This window comes from Parabacteroides sp. CT06 (genome assembly GCF_002257605.1).
Taxonomy (GTDB): Bacteria; Bacteroidota; Bacteroidia; order Bacteroidales; family Tannerellaceae; genus Parabacteroides; species Parabacteroides distasonis.
This window is the reverse complement of sequence record NZ_CP022754.1, coordinates 4,020,831-4,045,279: the sequence shown is the minus strand read 5'-3', so window position 1 is coordinate 4,045,279 and position 24,449 is coordinate 4,020,831. Positions and strand designations below refer to the sequence as shown.

The 24,449-nt window shown below is 42.5% G+C and carries 15 protein-coding genes and 1 pseudogene; 8 read left to right on the top strand and 8 right to left on the bottom strand.

The window, feature by feature from the left end; translation table 11 throughout:
• Positions 1–213: 213 nt before the first annotated feature.
• The 3 genes from rplS to CI960_RS17895 all read right to left on the bottom strand — a co-directional run bounded on the left by rplS (position 214) and on the right by CI960_RS17895 (position 4,357).
• Positions 214–561 carry a 50S ribosomal protein L19 gene (rplS, locus tag CI960_RS17905; protein WP_005854040.1) on the bottom strand — a complete coding sequence of 116 codons (348 nt, stop codon included), beginning with the start codon at positions 559–561 and terminating at the stop codon, positions 214–216.
• Positions 562–698: 137 nt separating this feature from the next.
• Positions 699–1,715 carry a DUF4249 domain-containing protein gene (locus CI960_RS17900; RefSeq protein WP_005854041.1) on the bottom strand — a complete coding sequence of 339 codons (1,017 nt, stop codon included), beginning with the start codon at positions 1,713–1,715 and terminating at the stop codon, positions 699–701.
• 5 nt (positions 1,716–1,720) lie between these two features.
• Positions 1,721–4,357, bottom strand: coding sequence for a TonB-dependent receptor domain-containing protein (locus CI960_RS17895; RefSeq protein WP_005854042.1), 2,637 nt, complete (start codon positions 4,355–4,357; stop codon positions 1,721–1,723).
• A gap of 114 nt (positions 4,358–4,471) precedes the next feature.
• Here CI960_RS17895 and CI960_RS17890 point away from each other — a divergent pair, with 114 nt between their 5' ends.
• The gene (locus CI960_RS17890) at positions 4,472–7,471 is read left to right on the top strand and encodes a glycoside hydrolase family 3 N-terminal domain-containing protein (RefSeq protein WP_005854043.1); all 3,000 of its coding nucleotides are present in this window, start codon (positions 4,472–4,474) and stop codon (positions 7,469–7,471) included.
• 46 nt (positions 7,472–7,517) lie between these two features.
• Complete coding sequence (locus CI960_RS17885) at positions 7,518–8,546, top strand: histidinol-phosphate transaminase (protein WP_005854044.1); 1,029 nt, start codon at positions 7,518–7,520, stop codon at positions 8,544–8,546.
• 51 nt (positions 8,547–8,597) lie between these two features.
• Here the strand turns inward: CI960_RS17885 and CI960_RS17880 are convergent, their stop codons facing one another.
• Positions 8,598–9,179 carry an RNA polymerase sigma-70 factor gene (locus tag CI960_RS17880; RefSeq protein WP_005854045.1) on the bottom strand — a complete coding sequence of 194 codons (582 nt, stop codon included), beginning with the start codon at positions 9,177–9,179 and terminating at the stop codon, positions 8,598–8,600.
• Between the two features lie 236 nt (positions 9,180–9,415).
• On the opposite strand from CI960_RS17880, the gene CI960_RS17875 reads away from it, so the two are divergent.
• From CI960_RS17875 to CI960_RS17860, 4 genes and pseudogenes are all read left to right on the top strand, one after another.
• Entirely contained in the window at positions 9,416–10,363 is a 948-nt protein-coding gene (locus tag CI960_RS17875) for a FecR family protein (RefSeq protein WP_005854048.1), read from the top strand.
• A 42-nt stretch (positions 10,364–10,405) separates the two neighbouring features.
• Positions 10,406–13,855: pseudogene (locus CI960_RS17870) on the top strand (TonB-dependent receptor).
• A 20-nt stretch (positions 13,856–13,875) separates the two neighbouring features.
• Complete coding sequence (locus CI960_RS17865; RefSeq protein ID WP_005854053.1) at positions 13,876–15,507, top strand: RagB/SusD family nutrient uptake outer membrane protein; 1,632 nt, start codon at positions 13,876–13,878, stop codon at positions 15,505–15,507.
• An 83-nt stretch (positions 15,508–15,590) separates the two neighbouring features.
• A complete protein-coding gene (locus CI960_RS17860) occupies positions 15,591–18,350 on the top strand; it encodes a GH92 family glycosyl hydrolase (protein WP_005854065.1) in 2,760 nt (919 codons plus the stop codon).
• 104 nt (positions 18,351–18,454) lie between these two features.
• Here the strand turns inward: CI960_RS17860 and CI960_RS23485 are convergent, their stop codons facing one another.
• Positions 18,455–18,625, bottom strand: coding sequence for a hypothetical protein (locus CI960_RS23485; RefSeq protein WP_005854067.1), 171 nt, complete (start codon positions 18,623–18,625; stop codon positions 18,455–18,457).
• A gap of 137 nt (positions 18,626–18,762) precedes the next feature.
• On the opposite strand from CI960_RS23485, the gene CI960_RS17855 reads away from it, so the two are divergent.
• A complete protein-coding gene (locus CI960_RS17855) occupies positions 18,763–19,500 on the top strand; it encodes a 1-acyl-sn-glycerol-3-phosphate acyltransferase (protein WP_005854069.1) in 738 nt (245 codons plus the stop codon).
• A gap of 9 nt (positions 19,501–19,509) precedes the next feature.
• Here CI960_RS17855 and CI960_RS17850 read toward each other — a convergent pair whose 3' ends face one another.
• Entirely contained in the window at positions 19,510–20,997 is a 1,488-nt protein-coding gene (locus CI960_RS17850; RefSeq protein WP_005854071.1) for a capsule assembly Wzi family protein, read from the bottom strand.
• A gap of 59 nt (positions 20,998–21,056) precedes the next feature.
• Entirely contained in the window at positions 21,057–22,058 is a 1,002-nt protein-coding gene (locus CI960_RS17845) for an alpha/beta hydrolase (protein ID WP_005854073.1), read from the bottom strand.
• Between the two features lie 222 nt (positions 22,059–22,280).
• On the opposite strand from CI960_RS17845, the gene CI960_RS17840 reads away from it, so the two are divergent.
• Entirely contained in the window at positions 22,281–23,042 is a 762-nt protein-coding gene (locus CI960_RS17840; protein WP_005854075.1) for a LytTR family DNA-binding domain-containing protein, read from the top strand.
• A gap of 253 nt (positions 23,043–23,295) precedes the next feature.
• Here the strand turns inward: CI960_RS17840 and CI960_RS17835 are convergent, their stop codons facing one another.
• On the bottom strand, positions 23,296–24,435 hold the full coding sequence (locus CI960_RS17835; protein WP_005854078.1) for an ATP-binding protein: 1,140 nt from the start codon (positions 24,433–24,435) through the stop codon (positions 23,296–23,298).
• Between the last annotated feature and the right edge of the window lie 14 nt (positions 24,436–24,449).

Genomic DNA, 24,449 nt, shown 5'->3' with positions numbered 1-24,449 from the left:
ATTATCTGTCAGCGATATTCATTCATGAATCGTGGGCGACTTGGATATATGATTTCTTTCAATGCCCATTCTAAGGTTCTTATAATGCCCATCGTAAGCTCCTTTGAATGGGCATTGTTAGATGCTTACGATAGGCATTGTAAGAAACGATAAACAAAAAGCCATCCGGCATTCCGCTGGATGGCTTTTCGTATGGCAATAGAATCGGAGAGATTAGACTCTCTTTTCTTTGATTCTTGCTTTCTTACCGGTAAGGGCACGCAAGTAGTACAATTTAGCACGACGTACTTTACCGACTTTGTTAACCGTGATGCTTTCGATAAACGGAGATTCGATCGGGAAAATTCTCTCTACACCTACGTTCTCAGACATCTTACGAACTGTGAAACGTTTTTTGTCGCCGTGACCGGAGATACGGATAACAACACCGCGATACTGCTGGATACGCTCTTTGTTACCCTCTTTGATACGGTAAGCTACCGTGATCGTATCACCACTCTTGAATGAAGGAAGTTCCTTCTTCGTAGCGAACGCTTCTTCTGCAATCTTAATTAAATCCATTGTTTATAGCTTTTTAATTGTAATTTATAATGAAACGCAATTTAACGGGCTACATTTCCCGACAGAGATTACGTAAAGCGGGTGCAAAGTAACGAAATAAATATTTGATTCGCAATAGATAGATGCTTTTTTGCTCGCTATTTGATTAAATCTTTTATGTCTACCAAGGATTCAAACCATTGACATCCACCAGCGATTCCCGTTCCTCCTTCCACATTGCTGTAGATTCGGACAGGCTCGGCCAGACCTACATTCGTAAGTCCGCCCATGATACCTTCATTCTTGATGTTTTGTAAAGATAGCAGATATTGGTAATAGGGTTCGGACAGGGAATATAAACGAATATGGCGTTTGGTATAATATTTAGTATCGGACCTAAGTTGTTCTTTTACTTGCAACGTGTATTCCTTCCCGTCGAACAGCTCGTCGGAAAATACCCGTCCCCGCCAATTTACCATCGAGGAGCCGAAAACCTCATCCAAGATACCTTGTTGCTGCGTGAATACGGGATCTACGGAGAAGTCCAACAGGACACCAAGATGGTCGTCATCTCCCCATATCTGTAGAGAATAGTAATTTGATTTACCCGGGGTATCTTGGAAAGTGATTTGATAGATAAGCACATCGTTTTCTTCTATGTAGGAGATATTCCCATCTCCATCGACAAGGGTACCGCCGTTGTCGGTAGCTTCTTTACGGGGAATTATGCGCAGGCCTTTGATTTCGGTCTTGGAAGGAATCTTATCTTCCGCCGAGGCTGTTCCATATTCCGGGGTGGAAGCTACAATCTTTACGGTTTGTCCGGGCTGTGGAACCGTATTCGATATATAAAGCGTATCTGTTACCCATCCACCTCGATCCTCTCCGAGCCAACGAGAAGATTTCCAATAGGAATATTCTTTCCAAGGCATCTCCTCCTTGAAGATCCCGTCTATGTATAATTCCACCTTGGCGTTTCGAATCGTCACGTCCGGCTTGCTCTCTGAGTGAAACCATGTGCGGGATATGCTGGCCATTACGACTGTATCCGGCGAGAAGGCCGAGTTGATCACCATTTTCGGTGTAGTACGATATTCCTCTAGGTCAAACTTCCTGTAGCAGGAGGTTAGGAGCAGGCTGGATAATAAGATTGATAAATAGAATATAGGTTTCATGTTCTTTAGAATTTATAAGTATATGATATAGACGGAATGATCGGTAAGAGCGATAACGTCTCGAAATAATGGCTGTAGTTTATCCAAGACCGCTTATGGATAGTTATCGGGTTCATCTGGCAATAAGCGTTATATACGCTGATATTCCAGATACCGAGATGGCCGTTCTTTTTAGGTCGATAAATATTAATCCCCAGATCTAAGCGGTGGTAAGCGGGGAGACGTACGTTATTACGCTCCGTGAAATAGTCCAAGCCTCCTTCCGGTAAGAGCGGAGGGACAGGAGTGAGGCCCAAATCCTCGTAATTCTCGAATGCCACCGTAACCCGGTTTCCGGTCATGAAAGTCCAGCTTCCTGTTAGTTCCAATTTCTCGTTGATCTTCCAGTTTGCGACGATATTCAGCTTATGGCGGTTATCGTATTTCGCGGGGAAACGTTTGCCATTATTAATCTCGTCGAACTGCCGGTCGCTCCACATTAGTCCGTATCCGATCCATCCTGTTATACGCCCCGTCTCTTTCCGGGCGATAAACTCCGCTCCATAGGCCCACCCCTTACCGGCGGCCAGTTTCTCCTCCCAACCGACGAACGAGGGTAAGAAGTTGTAACCATCTTTATAATCCAGTAAGTGATTCATCCATTTGTAATAACCTTCCACCGAGAAGGAATAGTTCTTGTGCAGATTGTAATAAGCGCCAACGGATACTTGATCACTCACCAATGGTTTTAATTTCTTGCTGACCGGCATCCACATATCGGTAGGGAGACTCATATAACTTTCGCTAATCTGATGTACGTATTGATTCATCCGGGCGTATGAGGCCTTAAGGCTTAGATCCCTCGTGAGCAGGAAGCGTACGGATAAACGAGGGTCTAAGGAGACATATGTCTTCTTTTGTATATTGTACATGTTCAGGCGTAATCCGGCGTTAGCCCGGACAATGGGAGATATCGCCCAGTCATCTTCGGCGAAAACAGCCAACTCATTCGCTGAAAGGCGCTCGTCTCCGGTAGTTCGTTTGGTCGGAGACAAATTCTCGGAGGTCTTTTCCTCGATATATTCCGGGCTGAAACGATGGTAAAGATAGTCGGTACCATAACGGATATGATGTGCCAAGGTAGGAATATAGTCGAAGTTCGCATGGACTCCGAAATCATTGATACCGTTTCGGGTTGAGGTCTCGATAAACCGTGAAGAATAATCTTTGTCACCCTCGGTTCCGTAGTATTGTGAAGTCTCTTGTTTTAGTTTGGATTGATAATGGGAATAAGCCAAGGTGACGGTACCGAACATCTTGTTGTTAAACACATACGACCAGCCGGAAGACAATGCGATGTTACCCCAGCGCATCTTTCCAAAGTCCTTGTTCTCGAAAGGGGTTATATTATCACCTACGGAGAACTCAGAACTTCCTCCTTTTAGGAAATCCTGTCCGAAATAGAAATTAACGTAAGCTTGGCTCCGGTCATTGATATGGTGGTTCACTTTTAGGTTCAGATCGGTAAAAGCATAGCGTGCGCTGAATTTCTCCCCCTTCTTTTTCTGAATTTTATTGTAGATCGCCAAACCCGGTGCGGATAAGGCATCCAGCCAAGAGCGACGGAAGGAGGCGTTGAACGAAGTCCGGTCTTTAATGATCGGCCCTTCGAAATTTAAGTTACCGGAGGTCAATCCTAGCATAGCGCTACCATGGTACTCTTTCATATTGCCATCTTTAGTATGCACATCCACTACGCTGGAAAGCCTTCCCCCATAGCGGGCGGGGAAAGCGGATTTATAAAAATCCACATCTTTCAAAGCCTCGGCGTTGAAAGCGGAGAAAAGTCCTCCGAGATGATTGACCTGATACAGTTGGATTCCGTCTATCATATACAGGTTCTCGTCTCCATTCCCCCCACGGACATACATCCCGGCTAATCCTTCCGTTCCGGCTGATACGCCGGGTTGGGTTTGCAGGGCTTTGATCACATCAGCCTCACCGAATAAGGTCGGGATGGTCTTGATCATCTTCCGGGTTATTTTAATCGTTCCCATCTGAGGGGCTTGTATCGGGTTTTGTGTGTCATTACTACCGGTAACGACAACTTCGGCCAATGCCTCACCGCTTTCCAGCAGAATTTCCATCACGGTATCCCGTTCGAGCGGTTGGAATGTATGTGAGAAACGTCCGTATCCGATGTAGGAAGTCTCCAGACGGACTACCCCGACCGGTAAGGTTAGACTGAAGAAACCGTGGTTATTGGTAGCTGTGCCCCTTTGTGTGCGAGAGTCATAAACGGAGGCCCCGATTAGATATTCTGTAGTCGCTTTATCCCGTACGAATCCGCTGATGGTTACTGAGCGGGGGAGTTTCTTCAAGATGATGTGGGTACCGTTTATCTGATAAGACAGAGGGAGCTTTTGGAATAGCCGGGTAAGGCATTCCGATATGGATTGGTTATCAGATTTGAATGTAATCCGGGAAATACCTTTGAGAATAGAAGGATCGTAGGAGAATGTCATGCCTGTTTGATGCTCTATTTTTTTCATGATTTCTTGGATCGGTTCTTGTTTAGCCTCGATACTGAGAGTCGGCGCCTGTCCCCAAGCGCTTGATTGAAAGCCGAAGATAATCAAGATTATGAGTAGTATTAGCTTCATGAAGTACTTCCTTTTTTATTACGAGACAGGAAAGATAGTAAAAACCCCTATCACAATTCACGTTACTATTGCGATATTTTCTTATTTTTGGAGAGTAATAATGATAATGTTGTGATGAGACAGATTGGTATCTTGCTTTTGTGTTGTATTTCCCTTTTATCGAGTGGGGCGCAAACAGTCCCGAACCTTTATCGTGCGGTGGATCAGGAAAAGATGAATCATTGGGTTGATTCCGTGTTTGACGCTATGAGTTATGATGAACGGATCGGGCAGTTATTTATGGTTATAGCGAATCCTAAATCCGATAACCGGAATATGCAACGGCTTATGCGTTACGTGAACGATATCAAGATCGGGGGCATCTTATTCCATAAAGGGGATCCGGTGACGCAGGCGGAGGTGACCAATCGTTTGCAAAAGGCTTCCCGGATTCCGATGTTGGTCTCTTTGGATGGGGAGTGGGGACTTTCCATGCGATTAAGTGGAACCACCCGTTTCCCGAAAAACATGATGCTAGGCGCTATCGAGGACAATGCCTTGATCGAGGAATATGGAAAAGAGGTGGGACGGCAGTGCCGGGAAATGGGAATTCATATAAATTTCGCTCCGGATATGGACGTGAATAGCAATGTGGATAATCCCGTGATCGGCCTGCGTTCGTTTGGCGAGAATCCGGAGGCTGTGTCGGAGAAAGGTATTGCTTACGCAAGAGGATTGGAAAATACGGGCATCTTGTCTGTCTCCAAACATTTCCCCGGACATGGAGATACTTCCGAGGACTCGCACGAGACATTACCCGTCGTGCGCCATAACCGGGCCCGCTTGGATAGCGTGGAACTTCTTCCTTTTAAACGTTATATATATGATGGGTTCGGCGGGATAATGACGGGACATCTTTACGTTCCAGCTTTGGATAAAAGTCATAAGCCGGCTTCTTTCTCCAAGGCGGTAGTGACGGATCTATTACAGAAAGAACTCGGTTTTCAAGGTCTGTGCTTTACGGATGCTTTAGCGATGAAAGGGGCTTCCACAAAGAAAACGGATAATCCTTCGGTGAAGGCTTTGCTTGCGGGGAATGATATCTTGCTCGCTCCGGCCGCTCCAATCAATGATTTTACGGCCGTGAAAGAGGCTATTGAAGAAGGGGTATTGGATCTGGAAGCGATCGAGGCCAAGTGCTTGAAAATATTAAGGTACAAATATATCGCTGGATTGAATGCCTATAAGCCGGTCGAAACAAAAGGCTTATCGAAACGTTTGAACTCTCCGCATGCGGCATGGATGGCGGCGAAGTTGAATTCGGAGGCTATTACTGTTTTGAAGAATGAGGATACGATCTTACCTCTTAAACAGTTGAATAAGAAAAAGATCGCGGCGCTCTCGATTGGAGACGGGGTTGGTAATGAGTTCCAGAAAATGCTGGGCGAATATGATTCGATCGCTTGCTTTAGTATCGGACGGCGTTCTACGGCTACCCAAGTCCAACAGGTTTATAATAAATTGCAAAAATACGACGTGATCATTTGTGGCATACATACGATTCGCATTCCCGAGAGTTTAGCGTTGAGGCAGTTGGCTGCGAAGAAAGAGTTGGTCTATGCTTTCTTTACCTTACCATATGCTTGTAAGGAATATAAGAAGTCGATCGAGAAGGCGAAGGCGGTCGTGTTGGCTTACGAGGGTACTCCCTTAGCGCAGGAATATGCGGCCCAAGTGATATTCGGTGGTATTGCGGCGAAAGGGAAACTTCCGGTTTCAATTCCGGGATTGTATTATGCGGGTACTGGTATTTTTACGGAAAAGACTCGTTTGGGGTATCACCAGCCAGAAGAGGTGGGAGCGAATCCGGACCGTTTGGATGTAATTGAGTCGATCGTTAAAGAGGGATTGGATGAGAAGGCTTATCCCGGATGCCAAGTGTTGGTTGCGAAGGACGGCATGATTATCTATAATAAATCGTTTGGTTATTTTGATTACGAAAGTAGGCAGCCGGTCACGGAGGCGTCAGTTTATGACTTGGCTTCGGCATCGAAGGCGGCGGGGACTTTATTGGCAGTCATGAAAGCGTATGATGAGAAGAAATTCACCTTGAACAATAAGATCTCCGATTTTATACCGGAGTTGAAAGAGTCTAATAAAAAGGATTTATCGATAAAAGAGTTACTATATCATCAATCGGGAGTGACTCCAACTATTAATTTCTATCTGGATGCTATTGATAAGGATAGTTATAAAGGCAGTTTATATAGTTCGGCGAAGAACGCCACGCACCCGGTTCGTTTTGACGCTAAAACGTATGTCCGGAATGATTTTAAATATCTTCCGGATATAGTATCAGATACACGGAAACCCGGATTTACGACTGAGGTAGCCCGTAATTTCTATGTGAGTGATTCCTTTAAAGATACGATCCTTCAAGATATCAAGAAATCCCGTTTGGGTACGAGAGGTAGGTACGTATATAGTTGCGTGAATTTCATTATGCTGAAAATGATGGTGGAAAATCTGATGAGATCTCCGATGGACCAGCTTCTCCGGGATGATTTCTACAGCGGGTTAGGGGCTTGGCATACCACTTATAATCCGTTGAAGCGAATGGATACCTTGCAAATTGTACCTACGGAACAAGATGGATTTGTCCGCCGCCAATTGCTTCGCGGATATGTACATGATGAGGCAGCCGCTTTTCAAGGGGGTGTTTCTGGAAACGCCGGATTATTTTCGAATGCGAATGATTTGGCGAAGGTGCTCCAATTGATGCTAAACCAAGGGACTTATGGCGGCGAGCGCTATCTTTCTTTGGAAACCAGCCGTTTGTTTACACAAAGCAAGAGCCCGACTTGCCGTAGAGGGTTAGGCTTTGATAAGCCGGTGATTGGTAATCCGAAAGCCTCGCCTTGTGGGGCTTTGGCTCCCGCCTCGGTCTATGGACATACAGGATTTACGGGTACTTGTTTTTGGGTAGATCCGGATAACCAGCTTATTTATATATTTTTGAGTAACCGGGTGAATCCTAGCCGGGCAAATAATAAACTGGGATCGCTTGATATACGTACTCGCATACAGGATGCGATCTATAAGGCGATTGATAGGAAAAGCCAAAAAGATTCGTAATTTTGTGACAGTTTTAACAGATAGGTATTAATTAAAAAGCAGGTATATGTTATACGGACACGGTGATGATTTTTATAACGCAAAGAACGAGGTAAAGATAAACTTTAGCTCGAATGTGTGGCACGGAGCTAATTTAGATAAACTGAAGGAACATTTGATCGAGCATTTTGATAAGCTGACTCGTTATCCGGAGCCGGATGCCGCTACCTTGAAAAGATTGTTGGCCCGCCGGTATGAGATCAAGGAGGAGAATATCGTAGTGACGAATGGTTCGATCACGGCTTTTTATTTGTTAGCGCAAGCTTGGCGAGGCGCGAAATCCATGATCGCTATTCCTTCTTTCTCTGAATATGAGGATGCTTGCCGTTTGCATGAGCATGAGATCTCCTTCTTCCCGACATCGGACGATTTATCAGAGCTATCCTTGGAGGGACAGGACTTCTGTTGGATTTGTAATCCGAATAATCCGGATGGGAAGTTGATCCACCGTACGGAGCTTCTCCGTTTGATCTCGGCGAATCCGCAGACTACCTTCATTATTGATCAGGCATACGTGGCTTTCACGACGGAAGACATGCTAAAGCCGAGTGACGTGAAAACGCATAAGAACTTAATCCTTGTACAGTCTATCTCGAAGGCTTATAATATCCCCGGCTTGCGTATCGGCTATCTGGTCGCTTCTCCGGAGATCACGGAGAAAGTGAACAAGTATATCATACCTTGGTCGGTAAATGCTATCGCTATCGAGGCAAGTAAATATATCTTGATCCATCCGGCGCAATTTACGTTGCCGATCCGTAAATGGCAGCGTGAGACCGCGGATTTTATTTATCAATTAAGTAAATTGGATGGCTTGGAGGTAATCCCGACCTCTACGACTTTCTTCCTTGTCCGTTTGAAGAAGGGCACGGCTGCTGATTTAAAGCAATTCCTTTTAGATAATTACGGAATCTTGATCCGTGACGCTTCGAATTTCCGGGGCTTGGATGAGACTTATCTACGGCTCTCTACCCAGAAGTCTGATGAGAACCAGATCTTACTTGAAGGGGTGAAGGTTTGGTTGGAGCAACAATGAATTGAACACGAGAAACTTCCGGAGGTATGTGGGTATTTCCGGAAGTTTTTGTTAAAATAGCCAACCAATGAACAGGGGTAAGTAGTCTTTCAACTCTGTCTTTAATATTTCAATTGCCTTATTTTTATATCTTTCTACTGTCCGTATGGATATTTGCATATCCTCTGCGATCTCGCCGTAACTCTTATTCTCAAAGCGATTCTTCTCAAATACATATCGATAGTTTTCGGGTAATTTAGCAAGTGCCTCTCGAAGTAGGGTTTGTAATTCTTCCCAAGTATAAAGTTCCTCGCCACTATCCGCATAGATAGGGATTTGCTCTTGAGGAAGTTTGTCTACATATTCTTCATGATTGCGTTGCAGATAGTTGAGACAGTGGTTTTTGGTAGCTGTGATGAGATAATTGCGTGCGGAAGTTCTTATTACGATGCGTTTACGATTTTCCCAAATGGAGGAAAAAACTTCCTGTACGATATCTTCTCTCGTTTCCCGATCAGGGATAAAACGTTTGGTATATATGCAAAGAGCAGGATAATATAGCTCAAATAAACGTTGGAAGGAGAGCTTATTGTCCTCGGTCGTGATTTGCCGTAAAAGGAAATCGGTATCAGTCTTTGTTGGATTTCTTTCCATAATGGGACAAATGTATATATTTTTAGAATATATTCCCCTTTGTTTCACAAGCTAAAATCCTTGCTTTTTGTGCAATTGGTGAGGAGGGCCCACACATATATACGTGTTGGGCAATACCTGCTTAGGTGATTTCCTTGCTTTATTGTGGGGTACAAGAGGAAGAAAAATATAAAAAAAGTCGTTTTGCTGTCGTGTTTTTGTTTTGACTGTGTCTATATAGAAAAAGACAATCATATATGCGAGAAAGCGGAGACGAAAAAAGTACATTACGGCAGATTGAGAAGATTAAAGCTCTGTCTGAGGATATGCTAGAATACCAAGCGATAGATGTGCATAAGGCTTGGCAAAGCATGGAACGTCGTGCTAAGCGGAAAGCCTCTATGAGGATGTTTTCGTTGTTTTTTACCCGTGCCGCAGCTATTCTTGTAGTACCGTTGCTCATATCCTCGTTATTTTTTTCTTATTTATATTATACCACAGGTAGGAATGTTAAGACGGGGGCATCTGTGGTTTTTGCGGAGATTAGTTCCATGCCTGGTACAATTACCCGTTTGGTGTTACCTGATCAATCTGTTGTTTGGTTGAATGCCGGCAGCCGCTTGGTTTATCCATCGGTCTTTGATGAGAAAGAACGTAAAGTTCAGCTCTTTGGTGAGGGCTATTTTGAAGTTGAAGCCGATCCGGAACATCCTTTTAGTGTGTCTACCTCTGAGGGATTGCGGGTAATAGCGTATGGAACGAAGTTCAATGTGAATGCCTATGACGATGAACCTTTTATCGAGGCTGTGCTGGAAAAAGGAAAGATCGATGTTATCCGGAACGATGAACGGATCCGCTTGGAACCGAACAAACAGGTCGTGCTTAATAAGGAAAGCGGTGTGTTCCGTGTTTCTGCTGTCAATTTGGATGAGAAGATGGATTGGAGAAAGGGGCGGATGGTATTTCGAAATACTCCTTTAGAGAAGGTACTAAAGCGACTGGAAAAACGATATAATGTGGAGATCGTACTGCATAAGAACTCGAATGCGGAGTATAAATACCGTGCGACTTTCACAAATGAGACCTTGGAGCAAATATTGGATTATCTAAAACAGACTGCCCCTATTGAATGGTCTGCCCGACAACTTTCCTCTCATTCGGATTCCACGTTTGTCCGGCAGAGGATAGATGTTTATCAACGATAAAAAATCATTTCAAAATAAATTTTGTGTAATCACTAAATCTACATGCTTATGAGTGCATTTCATTTACGTAAGAGGAATCTTACTCGGTATTTACCTCAATCGAATCGTATCTTAAATCTTGGTACGGCATTTACATTCTTGACTGCCTTCCAGTTATATGCAGGTACCTCTTATTCACAGACAACAACACTTTCCTTGTCGTTGAAAAACGCTACGTTGGAGCAAGCGATCGATCGGATAGAGGAGGAAACGGGTTATTCATTCTTGTATGCGGATCATGTTTTGGATGTGAGTCGTATTGTCAATTTAGAGGCCAATAATAAGGATATTAATTTGGTTTTATCCCGGGTTTTCGATAATATGAATGTCGATTATAAGATTGTAGATAAGCAGATTATCTTATCTCGTAAATTAGAGTCTATTCCTTTGGCACAGCAACAAGGACGCATGGTACAAGGAGTCGTGTTGGATTCGAACCAAGAACCAGTAATCGGCGCTAATGTATTGGTGAAGGGAACGACTGTCGGTACGATTACAGATATTGAGGGGCGTTTCACGTTGGAAGTTCCGAATAATGCTGTATTGGTTGTTTCTTATATTGGTTATTTATCTACAGAGCTGGTACCCGGTTCAAAGACGGATTTGACCATTTCGTTGAAAGAGGACTCACAAAACTTGGACGAGATTGTGGTCGTAGGTTATGGTGTATCGCGTAAAAAAGATCTTACGGGTGCGGTTTCGGTCTTGAAGATCGATGACTTGAAAGATACACCGGTTTCTAGCGTAGATCAAATGATGTAGGGTAAGCTCTCCGGAGTGAACGTGATGCCGGATAATATGCCGGGTGGAGGAGTTGCGGTGCGTATTCGCGGTTTCAGTACGATCCGTAACAATGATCCGCTTTATATCATTGATGGTATTCCTGTGGATGGTGGTATTAATTTTTTGAATCCAAACGATATCGAGTCTATGCAGGTATTGAAAGATGCTTCCTCAGCCTCTATCTATGGAGCACGTGCGGCTAATGGTGTCGTTATTATCAATACAAAAAGAGGGAAAGAGGGTGAGTTTAATGTCAATTTAGATGCTTACTTTGGTGTACAAAAAGCAGCGAAGCAATTGAGGATGTTGAATGCGCAACAGTTTGGTGATATGTTGTGGCAGGCTATGAAAAATGATGGAAAAACTCCTTCGCATGATGTCTACGGAAATGGTGATCAGGCAGTTGTTCCTGAATATTTGGATAGTAATCATTTAATTCCTTCCGATGATGTGGATTGGGTCGATGAGATTTTACGTGCGGCCGTGGTACAGTCTTATAACCTCTCTTTTACGAAAGCAGATAAAAAATCTAATCAATTATTCTCGTTAGGATACTATGATCAGCAGGGACTGGTTAAGTTTAGTGATTTCAAGCGTGTGAGCGGTCGTTTTAATTCCGAGTATAAATTGTTTGATGATCATCTCCGTATAGGAGAAAATATCTCTCTTTCTCATTCTTGGGGAACAAGTGTCTCTAACAATGCCGCCTTGGGAGGAACTTTGTATGAGGCTTATAAATTCCAGTCTATCACGCCTGTGAAGAATCTGGAAGATGAGTATGCCGGAAATGTATTCTCGGATATACCGAATCCCATGGGTAAATTGTATAGGAACAAGGATAATCAGGATAAGAAGAGTCGTTTGGTAGGTAATTTGTATGCCGAGTTACATTTGTTTGATGGGCTTATGTTTAAGACCTCTTTTGGTGTTGATTACAATAATCTGTATAGACGTTCTTTCAGTCCAAAATATGATGAGTTGAATGCCTCGGAGAAATTAAGTAGTTTATCCAACCGAAATGCTTGGAATTTTAACTGGGTATTCACGAATACCTTGACTTATAATAAGACATTTGGCGACCATACGATCAATGCCTTATTAGGTATGGAGTCTTTGAGAAATAGATATGAGTATTTTACAGCTTCAAGAGACGGTTTTCCGTCAGACGATCCTAACTTCCGTTTTTTAGATGCGGGAGATGTAGGAACCCAGAAGAACTCGGGTGCTGCTACGGAGTATAGTATGGTCTCTTATTTCGGTAAGCTCGATTATAATTATCATGATCGGTATTTGGTGGCGTTTACTTTGCGTCGGGATGGTTCATCTCGTTTAGGTAATAACAAATGGGGTAATTTCCCTGCGGCATCAGTTGGATGGCGCATTAGTAATGAGCCGTTTTTTGATGTTGAGGCAATTAGTAATTTGAAAGTACGCGTTGGTTGGGGACAGAATGGAAACTCGGATGTTCCGTCGTATGCGACGATTGACTCATATAAGAGTAATTCTACGAACTCGAATTACCCGATTGATGGAAATCAAAGTGGTGTAGATCTAGGATTGGTGCAGACTCGAAACGGAAACGTTAATTTGAAATGGGAGACAACCACACAAACGAATGTCGGTGTGGATTTGGGTTTTTTGAATGGTGACTTGAATTTGACTTTGGACTATTTTAATAAAGATACCAAGGACTTATTGTGGCGTAGAGCCTTACCTGCCTCGATCGGGGGAACAAATATGACTGTTTGGGATAATGTAGGTAAGATGAACAACAAAGGTTTTGAGATGGAGATAAATTATCAAAAGCAAATCAATCAGGATTTTGGTTTCTCTGTCGCATATAACTTCTCTGTTATCAAGAATAAAATGACCGAACTGAATGGGGTGGATTATATAGGTCTTTCCAGTAGTGAACTTCACGGACGTAATTTCGATCAAGAGACTTCTCGTTCAGCGGTAGGACAACCGATCGGATCCTTCTTCGTGTATGAGGCTGATGGTCTGTTCCAAAGCGATGCGGAGATCCAAAACTATAAGAATGATAGAGGTGAGTTATTACAACCGAATGCGAAACCGGGTGATATTCGCTTCAAGGATTTGAATGGAGATGGCGTTATCAATAGTGATGACCGCGATTTCAAGGGAAATCCGTTGCCTGATTGTAGCATGGGGTTGACGTTGGGTTTCAATTATAAAAACTTTGATGTTAGTGCCTTCTTCCAAGGTGTATTTGGTAATGAGGTCTATAATTTGACGAATTATTTGGGTGAGTTTTATAACCAGGCTCAATATAATAAAAATTCTACGATCTTGGATGCTTGGCGTCCGGATAATACGGATACGGATATACCTCGTGTCACATTGGATGATCCGAATAATAATATTCGTCCTTCTACCTATTATATCCATAATGCCTCTTTTGTCCGTTTAAAGAACTTAAAGGTGGGGTATACACTACCGGATAAAGTGGCATCTAAGTTGAAGTTGAAACGTACGTATATTTATTTGCAAGGACAGAACTTGTTTACCATAACGGGATATGAAGGTATTGATCCGGAGGTTGGTTTGCAGAGTTATTCTTCTGAGAACCGTAGTTTGGATATGGGGGTGGATCGTGGAGTGTATCCATTACCAAGAACATTTACTTTAGGGGTTAACGTTAGTTTTTAACATAAAAAGAGATATATACAATGAAAAAGATATTTTATTTTGCGGCATCAGTGTTGATGATGTGTTCTTGTGCGGACTCATTCCTTTCTGAGGAGCCTGTGGGTGAGTTCTTGCCCGGACAGGTAGAGAGTGAGGAAAATATAGAGGGTATCGTGACCGGTGCATATGCTGTGTTGGATGGGTATTATGCCTCTGATGCGATTAATTCCGGTTGCTCAAACTGGCAGTTCGGGGATGTTGTCTCTGACGATGCGTATAAAGGTGGCGGCGGTACCGGTGACCAGAACCAAATCCATTTGATGGAGATCTTTAATGCGAATCCCACAGGGATTGACTTTGAAGCTCGATGGGCTGCTCTTTATGAGGGAATAAAACGTTGTAACCAAGCGATTCGTTTATTGAATGGTAGTGAGGTTAAAAACAAGGAACAGCGTTTAGCTGAGATGCGCTTTTTGAGGGGGCATTATTATTTCAACTTAAAAATCATTTATAATCAGATTCCTTGGATCGATGAAACGTTGGTGGATCCAAATGAATACAATAAGAAATCGAATATCGAGTTTTCATCCGATCAATTGTGGGAGAAGATTTTAGAAGAGTTCTCTGCTGCTTATAAAGTATTGCCGGAGAGCCAAGCGGATTATGGCCGGCCTACTAAAATGGCAGCTAGAGCTTATATGGCAAAGGTTTATTTATATCAGTCCAAGTGGAAAGAATGTTTGGAAGCTTGTGATGAGGTGATTCAATCTGGAAAATATGAGCTATTCCCTGATTTCCGGAATGTGTTCTTGCCTGAAAATGATAATTGCTCGGAGATTATCTTTGCGATCCAGCTGTCCATTAATGATGGTTCTCCCAATAATGAGAACGGAAGTTATGGCGATCGCTTGTTGCCTCCGGGAGGTCCTTATCCTGTATATGGCTTTTTGCGGCCGACTCAAAATTTGGTAAATGCTTATAAAACGGATGTTAAAGGCTTGCCTTATAATGATGGTAAAGATGTGTCAGAGAATGACTATGTAGATGTTCGTTTGGATCATACATTAGCTAGACCAAATATACCGTTTATGGATGTACAATTGTATGATTGGACTCCTAGAGAGGCTAGTGTGTATGGCCCGTATAGCCCGAAGAAGCGTTTGGTTTCATTGAATTCTACTTATTATTCGCCGATATGGCCTTATGTGAATGCTTTGAATTTCTATGTGATTCGTTATGCGGATTTGTTATTGTGGAGAGCTGAGGCTGCTATTGAGACAGGTGATTTAGAGACTGGGCGTAAGTATATCAATATGATTAGAGAGCGTGCGAAAAATACTCAGCATGTCAAGACAATGGATCAATCACAAGATGCTGCTAATTATAAGGTAGGGGTTTATGATGAGCCTTTTAAATCAAAAAATGAAGCCGTGCAAGCGTTACGTATGGAGAGACGTTTGGAGATGGCGCATGAGGGAATTCGTTTCTTTGATTTGGTGCGTTGGGGTGTCGCGGATGAAGTTATCAACGCTTATATCGCCAAAGAGAAAGTGTTCCGTTCCCACTTGCAAAATGCTCATTTCGTAAAAGGTAAGCATGAGTATTTCCCGATACCTCAGTCTATGATTGATATTTGTGGTACGGAAGTAATGAAACAGAATCCGGGTTATTGATAAATTAAATGAAAGAAAAGGCGGTGTGTCAAATAGTTTAATATCCATTTGATGCACCGCTTTTTCACGATGTAATAAAAAATATGAAGCAGCTAGGAGTTATTTTATATCTATTGTGTTTGACTACCTGTTATGAGTTATGGGCAACCCCTCATAATGTCGCTTATCAAGCTAAAGTTTCCTGTTCGTCTGCCTTGAGCCAAGAGCAGGAAGGTAAGTATGTGATAGATCAGGTGATTCGTATTTCCGGAAAGGGAGAATGGGTAGCCAAGACAAAATTGGATGCGCGTGGTCGGGTGTATCCGTATCCTTGGATACAATTAGATTGGGATCATGCGATTTATACGAATAAGGTTATTTTATACGATCGGGTGGATGAGCGAAGCCATTGTGCTGCGGGTACCTTGTTCTTTAGTGACGGTAGTTCGGTAACGGTTAATTTGATTCCCAATGATGGAGCGCCAAGGGTGGTTGAATTTGATACTCGGAAGACGGAATGGATTCGTTTTCAAATGACGGATGGAGAAGGACAAGATTTAGGGCTGTCTGAGATAGAGGTGTATCCTGCTCCTGAGTCTTATCCGGATTATATCTCTTGGGTGAATCCTTATGTCGAGACCGCTAAAGGTCGATATTTTTTCTTTGTGACCGGAAGTTTGCCTTTCGGTATGATAAGTTCCGCTCCATTAACCCGCAATATCAATCAAGGAGGAGGAGGTTATAATTATAATTCTACTAAGGTTTTAGGCTTCCCTCAAATTCATAATTGGATGATTTCAGGATTGTCTTTGATGCCGGTGAAAGATGAGGTAGATGTTTGCAGAGGAGATAAGGTTTGGCGTTCTTCTTTTTCTCATGATGATGAGATTGTCCAACCTGGTTATCACCGTTTGTTCTTGGATACTTATAAAATATGGGTAGAACAGACGGTTACGGATAGGGTAGGACTTTATCGTTTTACGTATACGCAAGATGGTTTGGCGAAGGTCTTGGTAAATCTGGGAGGTCATATAGCTACTTCTACTTTGTTGAACGCTCATGTGACAAAGGTGAATGATACAGAGATCTCCGGATATTTTGATACGGCTGGTCGTGTATGGGGAGGTGTCGATGTGGCTAAAGTTTATTTTGTTGTTCAATTTGATAAACCTATGGATGCTTTGAACGGTTGGGTTGGAGATAGAAAGGAAACGGATATCAATAGTTTGATAGGTTCTCCAGAATTAATTACCGTGCCTAAGTCTTCTTTTAAACAATCTCCTTCTTCTGGCGTAGAAGCTTGTTTTGGATCTTTTAAGGCTGGTGATGAGCTATTGTTGAAGACCGCTATCTCTTATGTGAGTGAGGAAAATGCCCGTGAGAATATAGAGCGGGAATGTAAACATTGGGATTTTGATCAAGTTAAGAGTGCGTCCGAGCGTATTTGGAATGAGTGGTTGGGAAAAATTGATGTGCAAGGTGGTTCTTTTCAGCAAAAGACCAAGTTTTATACCGATTTGTGGCACGTATTGTTGGGGCGTCATAAGATAGATGATAGCAATGGCGAGTATCCGGATTATTTGTCCGGAGGAGAACGTATTGGAAAACAAACAAGGATACATACGATTGCTCCTAAATTCCAAGTACGGACTTTGCCTAAAGATAAAACAGGAAAATCAAGGTTTCATATGTATAATTCAGATGCTCTATGGTTGACACAGTGGAATTTAAACACGTTGTGGGGACTGGCGTATCCTTCTGTTTTAGACGAGTTTTCCGCTTCTTTTATCGAATATGACAAGAATGGAGGTCTATTACCTCGTGGGCCGTCCATAGGGTCTTATACTTATATTATGACGGGCTGTCCGGCTACCTCCTTGATTACTTCCGCTTATCAGCGGGGGGTGTTTCATAAATGGTTGCCCAAGGAGGGATATGCGGCTATGAAAAGGAATCATGAGAAAGGTGGTATGCTTGCCTTTGATATGGATAAAGAGTTGGAGTTCTATATTAAACATGGATATTGCCCAGAAGAGGCTGGCTTGACTATTCAATGGGCCTTTGAGGATTGGGCTTTGGGAGAAATGGCGAAAGCTATGGGAAAACTCAAGGATTATAATTATTATAGAAATCGTTCCTTGGGCTGGCCTGCGTCTTGGCATCCGGATTTGAGGTTGATGATGCCTAGAAAAGAAACAGGAGAGTGGGTCCATTTGGATCCTTTGTCCGAGCGTGGGTTTGTACAAGCCAATGCTTGGCAGGCTACTTTTGGATTATCTCATGACATTGAAACATTGGCTCGTTTGATGGGAGGTAATGACAGCTTAGCTACTCAATTGAATTATGTGTTTGAGATGTCGAAAAATGCAAGATTCCTGTCTAGTTATGTTAGTTATGCCAATCAACCCGGTTGCTCGAATGCGCACGTTTTCTCACATGTAGGAAAGCCTTGGCTGACTCAATATTGGGTGCGTCAGGTCGCTAAACAGACCTATGGTGATATTACGCCAGAGCGAGGCTACGGCGAAAATGATGAAGATCAAGGACAGATGGCTGGAATAAGTGCACTGATGGCTATGGGATTATTCAGTTTGGATGGAGGCTCTGCCTATAATCCGATGTATGATATTACAAGCCCTGTTTTCAATGAGATTACGATTCGATTGGATTCTCGGTATTATAAAGGGAACGAGTTTAAGATTAAAGTACATGATAACTCCCCAGAGAATTGTTATATCCAGAAAGCTTCTTTGAACGGAGAGATGTATCATAAATATCAATTGCCGCATACCGTATTTGAGCAAGGTGGCCTTTTGGAATTATGGCTTGGCGATAAACCAAACAAGGAATGGGGAACTCAATAACGATTTGGGCATATCTCTCAATTTGTGTGATGATTCAAAAAAAGGATGTGCGTAACAATGAGGCACATCCTTTTTCATTTCCTTTTAAATCTAAGTAGCGTGTATTATTCTACTCGTTTGTTGATTACGATATGACCAAAATAGCCAAGGAGAACCAATCCCAGACCTGTAAGTAGAATACTATTTGTCATACCTCCGGTGAAAAACGGTACAGCCAAAACTGCCGCACCAATAATGAGTACGATCACTCCTAGATTTTTAATTAACTCATTCATGGTTATAGATATTTTATAATTATTTTCTTTTCTACCGCAAATAAAGCAATAATAACCCGATCGTGAAAATATTTTCGGAGAAAAATAATGAAACGATTGAAATTAGCTTCTATATTTGTGTTATAATATAGTTACGTATGGGAAGAATACTTTACATAGTTTATTTGTGGCTGTTTTTTGTACCTGTATTTCTGGTACTGACTATACTTACGGCTGTGACGGTTATCATCGGTTGTCTATTGGGGGGAGAGAAAATCTTCGCTTATTATCCGGGTATGATCTGGTCTCGATTGACTTGCTATCTGGCGCTTTGTCCGGTGACGGTAAAAGGGCGTGAGCATATAGACCGGAAACAATCGTATGTTTTCGTAGCTAATCATCAAGGCGCGTTTGATATTTTCTTGATATATGGTTTCTTAGGCGTTCCCATTAAGTGGGTGATGAAGGCGGGTATCGCTAAGATTCCGTTTGTCGGGGCTGCTTGCCGTGCCGCCGGTTTTATCTTTGTCGATAATTCTACGCCGAAGGCCGCCGCTCGTAGTGTTTTGGAGGCGGAGCGTTGTCTTCGAAACGGGGCTTCCGTGGTTGTTTTTCCGGAAGGTTCGCGTACGTATGACGGGAAAATGATCCGTTTCAAGAAAGGGGCTTATCAAATGGCTCTGGATCAGCATTTGCCTATTATTCCGATCACCTTAAACGGGCCGTTTGATGTCTTGCCGATCGGGTCGTTGAATGTCCATCGTCATCGGATGGAGATGGTGATCCATCCGGCGGTTTCTACCGAGAATATAGACACTTCCCACAAAGGAATGCAAGCGTTCGCTGATCAGACTCAAGAAATCATAGCATCTGCCTTGTGGGAAGAATATAAATAATTTAGGTTATTATTTCCAGCTTTTCAAGATGCCACGTTTCGCTACTTTCAGGCTGAATCCGAAGTTATCGCCGAACATGGAACCGGCATCAGCTGCCAAAGACCCTGTAAATTCCCATCCCGATAAACGGGGATGTTGATAAGAGATATCTAAAAGTCCGGAAGCTCCTCTTTTCTTGCTAAGGAAAGGGGTGGCATGTCTACCCCAACTATTCATCACGGTGACTAATACCCGATAAGATACTTGTGAGGAGATAGAGCCTTCCGCACCGAAATGCCAGTCACGAACACGGTTGTTCTTGAATCCTAATGAACCGTTCTCGTTATACTCCGGACTTGGGATCAGAGGAGAACCTATCGCCCGGTTAAAATAAGAGGCTCCGGTAGTGTATTCTCCGTTGTTATAATAATCATCACCACCGCCACCTACGCCGGGATGTAGGTCGTGATCAAAATCGATGAAGTGGAACTGTCCGCTTTGGTCTCTTGTAACCAGATACTCCACGACCACCTTACGCAACCACGGGAATTTTGGTAAATCCAATTGCCCTCCCCATAATCCGTCGGTATTGTTTACGAATATCATACCGGATTTATCCTCGAAGAAATGTTGGTAATAGGCGGATACTTGCCAGTTAGGTTGTGTAAAAGCCAATTTGAAATCGTAAGAGCCATAATGATTACCCAGTACGTTGATTTGATCGGAGACTGTTGCGTCGCCACCCCCTTCGCTGCCGCAAATAACCCGGATAAGGTCCTTGATGGATTGAGGCTGCTTTCCGATCTTAGGATTGGTTGAGGTTCCTCCCCATTGTGCCCAATGCTGTACTCCGATTACACCGGATAACGGGAAGTCATTGCGTGTATCCTTAATCTGTACAAATAATGATTTATGATGCCATAAAACGTTATCTACATAAGTCTGCTTATTGTTTGTGAAGTTAGCCAGATAATCCTTGTCGAAAGAACGACCGACGGCAAAGTCTCCTTTGACTTGCATCCAGCCTTTCGTTAAAGGAACGACGGTAAATTCCGGAATGCTGATGTTCACTTCCGGTATCGGGCGGGCATTGGCGGATTGCACGATATCGCCCGAGCTAAGCCAACGATCCCAAAGTGAATTATAGCGTTCCTTGCTTCCTACACTCAATAGCAAGCATTTGTAACCTAACTCGGCATATATTTGTTGGATAAAGAAATTGCGATGACGAGGAACTGCGGCCACTACGTCTAATCCGGCTCCCCAGCGAAAACCTTTGCCAAAAGTTTGATTATGGAATACTCCCGCATTCAAATATCCGTTATTCGCTTCCAAAGGAACAATTCCGTATCGATTGCTAACCATCCAGAAAGGGGTATTGTCGCCACTAGCTACCGATCCGAATATTTCGGCCTTGTAGGTAGTCGCTTCCGGAGTTGTCTCTTCTTCTTGAGCGAAACTAGCCGTTGCCATCCCCAGACAAGTCAGACCTATAAAAATTGATCGCACTGATTTCATGTATATATAAATGTTTTGTCTGGGCGCAAAGGTAAGGATTTATATGTTTGGTGCAACCATTATTGTTTCTTTAACCACTCGAATATAGTTTGATAGGCATCGTTCCGATAGGGCTTTTGAGATAGGATCAGATCGTGGATGCCGTTTGGAATGGTATCTCTCGTGACTTTGTCTCCTAGTTTCTCCCCGTATTTTTGAATGTCTTGAACATCCAAGACGATGTCGGAGGTCATGTATTCCTCATGCCATGTCTCTGTTTCCGGAAAAGATTTGTTGGAAGACATCACTAGTATCGGACAATCCAGTTTTAACCCTTTTTGTACCGTCTGTTGCGCTTCTTGTATGGCTTTGATCCATCCGGCTTTTTTCGGATGCCCGAATATCATTTTCCAGTTCGTATCAAATTCCCATTCTCCTTTATACTGCTTAAGCAGGCTATAAGCGTAATTCGGATCACCCAAACCTTGTACGGTAAGATTCGGAAATAGCCTCCCGACAAACGCAACGGTTGGCAGTACGACTTTCTCCATTAACCATCCGAAATTCCAATCTAGAAAAGGGCTGTTCAGAATAAGCCCGTCTACCGGTAACTCTCCTTTTTTACTATTCAAATAATAAGGTGTGATCAATCCGCCTGTAGAATGCGCCATTAATAATATCCGCTCGTTGCCTTCAGACCGGATGGTGGCCAAAGCGGTATCGATATCAGCGAAATACTCTTTTAGGCTCTTGCAAAAGAACGGGTTTTGATTGGGTAATATCGAACGTCCGTATTTCCGCAAGTCCATCGCATAGAAATTATATCCGTGAGCGTTTACGCTATCCCCTAATTGTTTCTGGAAAAAATAGTCATTATAGCCATGGATATACAGCACGGCCTGTTTTACGCTATCCAGTTGAGGTTTCTTGACCAGTGTGCAAACTACCTTCCCCTCATAATCATCCGGCATCTGGAAGGTACGGCGTAAATAACCATCTCCCAATACATCGGGTACGTATTGGGCATATACCTCGCATAAAATGAAACAGAGGAATATAATAAGATTTATTTTTCGAGACATAAATATATTGTTTCTATTTTATAACTGTATTTGCAAAGATAGGGTTTATCAATCAATGGTAATTAACCAAGATCATAAAATAAAAAATGACAGATAAGCATGAAAAACGATAGGATAAACGTGAATATTGCAACTTATACGTAAAAAGCACTATTTATGGTAAGCCGTTAATTTTTTATCTTAACAATAAATATTTTACTTTGTTGGAAAATGGAAGCGTGTATGGAACCGGAAATAACAGTAATAATCATAGATGATGACCTTGGATCGATCCAGAAATTGCAAAACGATCTATTGGCCTTCTCGGAGGTAAGGATATTAGATACAGCGACAACGGCGGAATTAGGCAAGAGGCATATCCTTAAGTATCAACCGGATTTGGTGTTTTTGGATGTGGAACTTCCGGACATGTCTGGCTTTGATTTGCTGGATGATATACGGGATGATATTCTTCCGAACTTGAGAGTCGTTTTCTATACGGTATACGATAAATATATATTGGATGCCCTACGTGCCTCTGCGTTTGATTATTTGTTAAAACCTTATTTAATTGATGAGTTAGCGGCACTCATCGAACGTTTTCATACGACAGAACCTGCGGATGTTGCCTGCATGGAGAGATCCTTGCGGAAAATATTGAATCGGGATAGTCGATTTGCGATCCAAACCGTTTCGGGTCTTTTGCTAGTCCGTTGTGAGGAGATATTCCTGTTTCAGTTCTTGGGAGATCAGCGTTGCTGGCAGATTGTCTTGACTTCCCGTACTACTCATAAACTAAAAATGGGCACGACAGCGAAAGATTTGTTGTCTATCAATAATACGTTTGTTCAAATAAGCCAAGATTGCATTGTGAACTTGACTTATTTGATGTTCATCGAGAATAAGACCTTACGATGCGAGTTCTATCCCCCCTTCCAAGAGGAGGAGAGGATCGCCTCGCATCGCTATTTTAAACAACTGAGAGAACGGCTGGATATTATTTGATGGTTCCTCTTCTTTTCTCCCTAATTTTATCTGTTTTGCAGGGTGTAATAGGCTTCTGAAGTGAATAACTAACGGCTTGGGAAGTGAATAACTAATCACTTGAGAAGCCTTTTGCAAGCGATTAAGTATGTTGTCTAAATAATTCATTTTCACCGCATAAGGAATTTACATTTCAAGTCGTAAATTATTTACTTCAGTAACGGATAGTGCCTACTAAGATTTGCTTATTTTCTGACATTTACATACAAGAGAGTCAATATATTCTAGCCATCCAATCCGCGAAAAAGTAGTCATATACCCTATAAAAGCCATCTTCCTGTGTTATCAAATCATTTTTCAACAGAGGTTTGACCGCAGATTGTACAGAACTGGCTGAGGGTAGCTTGTATTTTTTGATAAATGCTGATGACGTGAGACCTTCTGCTCTGCCCTCTTTGGCGATAGCTTGTAAAACAAGTTTTTGTTTGGGAGCAAGATTGGCAAGTAGATCCTTGTAACTACTTTCTTGTGTTAGAATCACATTCTTGCGGGCTATTTCTATCTTATCCATACTACAACGCTCACCCTCTTCGGTCAATGCGAAAAGTTCGTTCATTATCATTTGCACAAACCAAGTATAGCCATCGAACATCCGATAAACTTCTTCTATTACGGATTTGTCGATAAGCTTTCCCCTTTGCTCAAAAAGCCGGTTGGCGAACTCCACATAGATATGAATGGGTATTGGCTTAAGTCCTATACTAATAGCGCTTTGATAAAAAGGCTTGGAAGAGGAATTAAACATATTACTCATCAAATGGCGTTTACTGCCGGAGAAGATAAACATAGTCTGCTTGCATTGTTGAATCTTGGTTCGCAACAACGCTTCTACATTTTTCTCCTCATAGCCGCCAATTTGTTGGAACTCATCGATCGCCACGATACATGGTTTATCTGCGGTCTCTAGATAAGCGAAGATCTCATCAAGTGTTGTTTGTGGTGCTTGAATGTCTCCTAGCCCAATATCAAAACAAGGTTCTCCGGTTACCATATCCAGTTTAAAACCCGCACGCAATGAGGTTATGATTTGAAAGAACCGTTCCGTCCAAACCGTTTTCTTTGGCTTCAATTCGTCATAGATGGCTTTTCCTAATAGATATACGAACTCTGTTAATGAAGTAGTGGCATAAATATCCACAAAGAACGCATGATAATTTTTTTCTATCGATTCTTGATGAAAAAGATGTTGGATCAATCCGGTCTTACCCAAACGGCGTGGAGAAATCAATGCGACATTACGTCCGTTCTCAATCTGTTTAATCAAGAAGCTTGTCTCTCCCTCACGGTCACAAAAATATTTGTCTGATACATATCTACCCACGACAAAAGGATTCATCATTGCGATTGTCTCCATAATATAAATACATT

What these genes read in the sequence shown, in the direction of transcription:
- CI960_RS17880 (WP_005854045.1), bottom strand. Translation starts at nt 9,179, where the DNA reads ATGGAAAGAAATCCAACAAAGACTGATACCGATTTCCTTTTACGGCAA.
- CI960_RS17850 (WP_005854071.1), bottom strand. Translation starts at nt 20,997, where the DNA reads ATGAAATCAGTGCGATCAATTTTTATAGGTCTGACTTGTCTGGGGATG.
- CI960_RS17865 (WP_005854053.1), top strand. Translation starts at nt 13,876, where the DNA reads ATGAAAAAGATATTTTATTTTGCGGCATCAGTGTTGATGATGTGTTCT.
- CI960_RS17890 (WP_005854043.1), top strand. Translation starts at nt 4,472, where the DNA reads ATGAGACAGATTGGTATCTTGCTTTTGTGTTGTATTTCCCTTTTATCG.
- CI960_RS17900 (WP_005854041.1), bottom strand. Translation starts at nt 1,715, where the DNA reads ATGAAACCTATATTCTATTTATCAATCTTATTATCCAGCCTGCTCCTA.
- CI960_RS17875 (WP_005854048.1), top strand. Translation starts at nt 9,416, where the DNA reads ATGCGAGAAAGCGGAGACGAAAAAAGTACATTACGGCAGATTGAGAAG.
- CI960_RS17845 (WP_005854073.1), bottom strand. Translation starts at nt 22,058, where the DNA reads ATGTCTCGAAAAATAAATCTTATTATATTCCTCTGTTTCATTTTATGC.
- CI960_RS17855 (WP_005854069.1), top strand. Translation starts at nt 18,763, where the DNA reads ATGGGAAGAATACTTTACATAGTTTATTTGTGGCTGTTTTTTGTACCT.
- CI960_RS23485 (WP_005854067.1), bottom strand. Translation starts at nt 18,625, where the DNA reads ATGAATGAGTTAATTAAAAATCTAGGAGTGATCGTACTCATTATTGGT.
- CI960_RS17860 (WP_005854065.1), top strand. Translation starts at nt 15,591, where the DNA reads ATGAAGCAGCTAGGAGTTATTTTATATCTATTGTGTTTGACTACCTGT.
- CI960_RS17885 (WP_005854044.1), top strand. Translation starts at nt 7,518, where the DNA reads ATGTTATACGGACACGGTGATGATTTTTATAACGCAAAGAACGAGGTA.
- CI960_RS17895 (WP_005854042.1), bottom strand. Translation starts at nt 4,357, where the DNA reads ATGAAGCTAATACTACTCATAATCTTGATTATCTTCGGCTTTCAATCA.
- rplS (WP_005854040.1), bottom strand. Translation starts at nt 561, where the DNA reads ATGGATTTAATTAAGATTGCAGAAGAAGCGTTCGCTACGAAGAAGGAA.
- CI960_RS17840 (WP_005854075.1), top strand. Translation starts at nt 22,281, where the DNA reads ATGGAACCGGAAATAACAGTAATAATCATAGATGATGACCTTGGATCG.
- CI960_RS17835 (WP_005854078.1), bottom strand. Translation starts at nt 24,435, where the DNA reads ATGGAGACAATCGCAATGATGAATCCTTTTGTCGTGGGTAGATATGTA.